We start from the raw sequence: 6,000 nt of genomic DNA on the forward strand, positions 1-6,000 counted from the left end.
GCTTTGGTATATGGGCTTTTCTCAACAAAGCTAATTTAAATTCCGTTTTAATAATTGCCGGGTAAATAATAGAAAGAATGGAAAACGCCTGAAATAACGTCTGTCAAGATCGACACGCTGAAGAAAATGATTTTAACATCCGCATTTTCAGGATATGCTTCATGCAGAAATTCCATTATTTTATGATGAATGATGTCGTGAAGTGCCTTAATTCTTTTAATTTCGCCGCAAATAGGTGAAGTTACAGTATTGTTTTGTCGAAACATGTATAATATAATATATACTATGTATGTGATAAATAGAATATTCCATGTACAGTAATTTAATTTATATTTAAGGAGTTATAATAATGGCTGCTCCAATCATAAGAAGAATAGACGATCTCGGAAGAATTGTTATTCCCATAGACATAAGAAAAAACATGGAGATTGAATCCGGAAATGAGCTTGAACTCGTTTTTCAAGACAATCAGATTATAATTAAAAAGCCTCGTAGCAAATGCCGTCTTTGCGGTTCAGAAAAAGATCTTGAAAATATAGATGGTTCATTGTTATGCCACAAGTGCATAAATAAAATAAAATCTGTCTAAACGGTTATGAGCATTCATTAGTGTAACCGTTTGAATAGCTGCTGTTAATCAAATAAGTGCCGAAACTTGGGCGGTAAGACTTTATGTTGTTCAGCTCTGTTTGTACTCACACGGCAGTAAAAGCCCTCTCGCTTTTCGGCTTCCCATTATGCTCATTTTATGAATTTTCTGTTAATAATGGAGAGTACATCATAATTGCAGAGTTTTTCACAATAAGTTCTTCTTTAATAAAATAACCATCCATATCAATTGTCATCTTATACAATTCGTTGTGTCTGCTATATCCGCCCCAATACTCTCCTTTTATTTCGTGATTTTTTTCAACTATTTCATATCTGTATTTGCACTTGGCTGTCGATCGCCAAGCCCCTTCAAGATAATCGGTTCCAACACAAACACTTAATTGATAATTATCTTCGGTATCATTTCGTATCATTAAATCGCCATATGGGTAAAAACAGGTAGCACCACTGCCAAAAGGTTGTGTTCTGTTAGAGTCGGGAAAAACGTCATATCCGTGTCGATGCCTCTCTATGACTGTCAGGGGTGTATGAATTGTCATCCAAAAAATCAAATTGGACATTTGGCATAATCCTCCGCCTGTCCCAGCGGAAAATGTGCCATTATGAAGTACCATCCCATCAACATAACCTTTTCGCTTTGTCGGCTTCCCTATCAATTTCCAATAACTAAACACCTCGTTAGGACGAATGATGATGCCGTCAATTACCTTTGCTGCAATTTTTAAATTAATAATTTTATTATATTGCATCCACATATCAACATCTTTCAATTTTCGCAATAGCGGAGTTCTATGTGAAAAGCAACAGAACGGTAATTGTTCAGATGATGTCTGTGATGCAAAAACATGGTTCATCTTAAGCCACAGAATTTTCCGTAATATTCCGTAGTAAAAACTCCCCGCTTTCAGCCTTACAGCAGAACGTTTTATAGGTTTTTCGACATTTCTATTTGTTTCCATATCTACTACCTCACACACTATAAATAATTCGAAATTCAAAATCAACCTGCTCTGCCAACTTCGGATTTTTCAAGAAACATCCAAATCAGCCACTCACGAACCCATTACATCTCACTTGACCACTCTTTACCAATTATATCATTTTTTTTATTAAACGCAAGCTGTATTTATAGTTTCACAATAAAACAACCATCCATGCAGAACATAAGAGCCAACACAGACGGTAATTTCGAAATAGAATGAGATTTATATCGGATTGCCGACATTGGCGCTTTTCTGCGGGAACAACCTACCGCTCTGATCAAATATAACGAACCGCTTGCCAGCGGCTGATTGAAAAAGTCACAGTCTACACGGCATCTGCGGATGCCGCTGATAAATTTACCGTGGAATTCAAGTCCGGTGTGATAGTGGAATTCAGTGAACAAAGGTAAGACGAAACAAAGCACTCCATAACTATACATCAACCCCAAAACTCTGATTCATTGAACACAAATCCTTTTTTATTCTGTTCTTTAAATTTTTTCGATGGATATTCACTTGGTATTAGCTCAATACGACGTTTACTGCGATCATCATAACCATCAGCACAGAGAATACCACGAGAAAAACGAAATGTATTTTTAATCATATAATTTCGTTGATAATCCAGATCGAAGCCACCTCCATTATAAGATGCTTCAGAATTAGGATAATACATTTCGTTGTTAATCAACATTTTACGAAGTTTTTGTAGCGAGATATATTCACCATCAGTGTCCCTCAAATATAACCTATATGTAGGATCAAACATTATTCTTTTACCGGAAGGAAGAAAACAGTCAGTTACCACATGACAATCATCAAATGGATTTTCATATGGCATACAAGTTATATGTGACGCTTTTATTCCGTTCATGCGCAACAAGGATGCTAAAAGAATGGCAAGTCCTCTGCAATTAATTTTTCCGTTGTGGTTTTCACAAAAAGTTATGATATCTTTTACCCGATGTCCCAGCGGTAGTCCGCTCGAACCGTCGTGGTGAAAGTTTTCGCATACAAAATCAAATAAGGAAAAAGCTAAGTTATCATTAGTAGAAGAATAACCATTTATGTAGTTGATATAATCATATTTTAGAAGTATTTTCGGAGCAGGTTCAAAAAGCCTATATTCAATTAAATAGGGATTTAAAGAATTGCTATTGTTGTATACAGCATATTTCCTAAGTATATCAATACGTGACATTTCGGTATTAGGAACAAACACTTGAGTAGGCCATTTTCCCACCATTCTCTTATCCATTTCGAAAAACCTCCAATATTATTTTCTAGTTTACACATCCAACCTGACCACACAATCCCGCTTAATTCAAAAAACATCTAAATCGACCACTCACGAATCCCTGACATCCAAGCTGGTCACACTCTAAACTATGACAATTACCACTATTTATCAATTATATCATTATTTCCCATTTGAAACAAGCTGTATTCATAGTTTTACAAAGAACGACCACCTTCGTAGACATAAGCCAACACAGACGGTAATTTCGGAATAGAATGAGATTTATATCGGATTACCGACATGGGCACTTTCCTGCGGGAACAACCTACCGCCCTGATCATATACGACGAACCGCTTGTCCGGCGGCTGATTGAAAAAGTCACAGTCTACACGGCAAAGGCGCTCTACGCGAATTTAAACGTAGGGCGCCTTTGTTCACTTTGTTTTCATAATTTCTTGCGTAGATTACATTTTTACAATTATTACCTTTTGGCTATTTCTGTATAACCGGAATCCATATCTCAACACCGTATCCTGTTTGAGCATTGCCAAAATACATTTCCATATCAAAATCACAATCGGCATGCTCATAACTCACGACAGGAAACCACTCGGAATAGATTCTTCTCCAAACTTCATGCAGTTTCTCATCATCACTTTCGCTCTTCCATTCGGTTTGAAATATAGCCCATGTCTGCTCTGGAATGGTTAAAACAGTATACTCATGACAAATTTCTTTATCCCGCTTAATACACCCAAGCATATAAGACATATCTCCGTTTGGATTATGTGCGTATGTTACACCGGTATCAAGTATTTCGCCCGATTTTTTACCAGCTGCCTGTGCAAGAGTTTGGCATCGTCCGTCCCGTGCGCATGCCGCCCAAAATTCAGGGATATCTTTGTAACATTGACCATTCACAACGGTTGTTTTTAACTCAAGTCCAAACACCTCAAACGCCTCTTTTTGCTCAATACGATAATTCATCTCAGATACTCCTTTAATTGATATAGAGAAGGTCATTTTTGGAAAAGCTTTCAGTGAAACGCCAATATCGCGCGCTGACATTGGCATTATGCCATGCAGGTTTTTAAATGCACGACTAAATGCTTCCGGCGACTCATATCCGTATTTTATTGCGACATCAATCACTTTGATATTGCTTGTCTGCAACTCAAAGGCTGCTAACGTTAACCGCCTGCGTCTGATATATTCGGATAACGGCACACCGGTAATAAATGAAAACATCCTTTGAAAATGATACGTCGAGCAACAAGCAATCTGTGCCAATTTATCATACGAAATTTCTTCTGCCAGATTTAACTCAATATAGTCTATAGCATTGTTCATCCTGTCAAGCCACTCCATCGATTTCCCTCCCTTCGAAATTAATATTATCATATAAAATGGTTTAACACCTTGCATTTGATGCACTAAAAAATCATGTTTACACTTTTAATAATTCGCCTTGTTTCCACGCACACGCGAAAATCCCCAAACATAAATTTTATTCTCTCGTCAAGCCCAAAATGACATAGTGGAACATTTTCACAATACCATTGTATTCTTTTGAAATAAGAAAAGAACACTCCATTCCCGCCTTTGTTACCCATGCAGTTGTTTGCCGACTTGTATTTGGAATAAACGTTACCTTATCCGCCAATCGCATATATTCTGCAATAATCTCTAGGTTAAGATTCATTGACAGCATAGTTTCACAATAAAACAACAGCCTGCACTAACCCAAGATCCAGAACACGGTTATTGAAGAGCATAATGAAATTTATAACGCATCGCCGACATGGGTACCTTTCTTCGGGAGCAGTCCACCGCTTTGACCGAATACGACGAGTCGCTTGTCCGGCGGCTGATTGAAAAAGTCAACGTCTACACAGCATCTGCGGATGCCGCGGACAAATTGGAAGTTGGTAGCTATGTTCATACATTATATATTGATTTGGCTAAAGATTCCTCCGAAAGTCGTTTTTTCGTTTTTTTCAATAATAAATTTCATAACTGTTCCGCCGCGTCCGATAAAACGTCTTTTCGCTATACCACCGAAGTCATCCCCTATTAACATCGACTGTAAAAAGCTCAAAGCTGTACCATGTGAAACAATTAGGATTTTTTCCTCATCACTTGAAATAATGCTTTGATAAAAAGGATAAACGCGTGACCAAAGTTCGCGGTCGGATTCAGCATCTTCAAACGGCTTGTAATCCGGATCATATAAATCGCTTTGTGTTTTTTTGTTCTTGTTATACCATTCGCGCGACTGCCCGTTTCCCGCACCTGCATTTACCTCGCGAATAACATCGCTGACAATCGGCGATATATGAAGTGTTTTGTTGATTTCTTCCGCAGTTTGAAGCGCTCTTTTTAAGCTCGAAACATACATACAATACTCTAAACCACAGCCTTCTTCTGATAAGTATTTCCCTATTTCATATGCCTGTTTTTTTCCTGATTCGGTCAGTTCCCAGTCGCCCCAAGCGCCGATCATTCCGTTAATATGGTGCTGTGACTCAGTGTGTTGAACAGTAATTATTGTTTTACGCTTCTTTTTTTCAAAGAAAGAGTTGATGATTTTCTCGGCAACTCCCCGACCAAACCAACCCTCTCCCGCATCCTCGCGCGGATATAATCGGCGCATATCTTCTTTTTCAATTTCGGTCAACTCACAAAAATCATTTATATTTCTATTCTCAAGAACTCCGACAAGTTTGTGGTCACCGTCATTCCGGCGGAAAACACCTATGACTTTTATTCGGTCTTCATCTCCGAGCCTGTATTTCTTATCGGTCATCACGATAACATCAAGATGATTGCACGGAGGAGTTCCGGATTCTACAATCCATCCATAAGGCTGATACACTTTTCTATCGTATGAGAGGCTAGAGCAATTTTTTTCAATAAAAGAGTTGAATTGCGCGATATATTTCATTCTTTTCGGGTATTCAAAGGTCTGCTCAATCTTTACTGTATATACCATTAATTTTTCACTCCTGTTTATCATTCTACAAATTAAACCCTAACTTTCAACAAATTAAGTAATATGTAAATCAAGAGAAGTCAGCAATTTAATGGTTTTGCCGGAAATTTCGGAAGTAAGCCATGAGTTGTTGACTTTTACTTTGTGAATATACTTAAGGTGGAAGATGAAA

Annotated in this window: 5 protein-coding genes and 1 pseudogene; 2 read left to right on the top strand and 4 right to left on the bottom strand. The window is 37.8% G+C overall.

Features of this window, described 5'->3' with window-relative positions:
- Nucleotides 1-349 precede the first annotated feature (349 nt).
- On the top strand, nucleotides 350-589 hold the full coding sequence (locus tag VB118_12915) for an AbrB/MazE/SpoVT family DNA-binding domain-containing protein (protein MEA4833504.1): 240 nt from the start codon (nucleotides 350-352) through the stop codon (nucleotides 587-589).
- Nucleotides 590-746: 157 nt separating this feature from the next.
- Here the strand turns inward: VB118_12915 and VB118_12920 are convergent, their stop codons facing one another.
- From VB118_12920 to VB118_12930, 3 genes are all read right to left on the bottom strand, one after another.
- Complete coding sequence (locus VB118_12920) at nucleotides 747-1,571, bottom strand: VanW family protein (protein ID MEA4833505.1); 825 nt, start codon at nucleotides 1,569-1,571, stop codon at nucleotides 747-749.
- Nucleotides 1,572-2,034: 463 nt separating this feature from the next.
- Complete coding sequence (locus tag VB118_12925; GenBank protein ID MEA4833506.1) at nucleotides 2,035-2,853, bottom strand: transglutaminase-like domain-containing protein; 819 nt, start codon at nucleotides 2,851-2,853, stop codon at nucleotides 2,035-2,037.
- A gap of 475 nt (nucleotides 2,854-3,328) precedes the next feature.
- Nucleotides 3,329-4,204 carry an AraC family transcriptional regulator gene (locus tag VB118_12930; GenBank protein ID MEA4833507.1) on the bottom strand — a complete coding sequence of 292 codons (876 nt, stop codon included), beginning with the start codon at nucleotides 4,202-4,204 and terminating at the stop codon, nucleotides 3,329-3,331.
- A gap of 421 nt (nucleotides 4,205-4,625) precedes the next feature.
- On the opposite strand from VB118_12930, the pseudogene VB118_12935 reads away from it, so the two are divergent.
- Nucleotides 4,626-4,727, top strand: a pseudogene (locus VB118_12935) (site-specific recombinase).
- A 54-nt stretch (nucleotides 4,728-4,781) separates the two neighbouring features.
- Here VB118_12935 and VB118_12940 read toward each other — a convergent pair.
- Nucleotides 4,782-5,828, bottom strand: a complete 1,047-nt coding sequence (locus VB118_12940) for a histidine phosphatase family protein (GenBank protein ID MEA4833508.1) — start codon at nucleotides 5,826-5,828, stop codon at nucleotides 4,782-4,784.
- Nucleotides 5,829-6,000: the final 172 nt, after the last annotated feature.

The sequence above is a fragment of the Oscillospiraceae bacterium genome (assembly GCA_034925865.1).
Taxonomy (GTDB): Bacteria; Bacillota; Clostridia; order Oscillospirales; family SIG627; genus SIG704.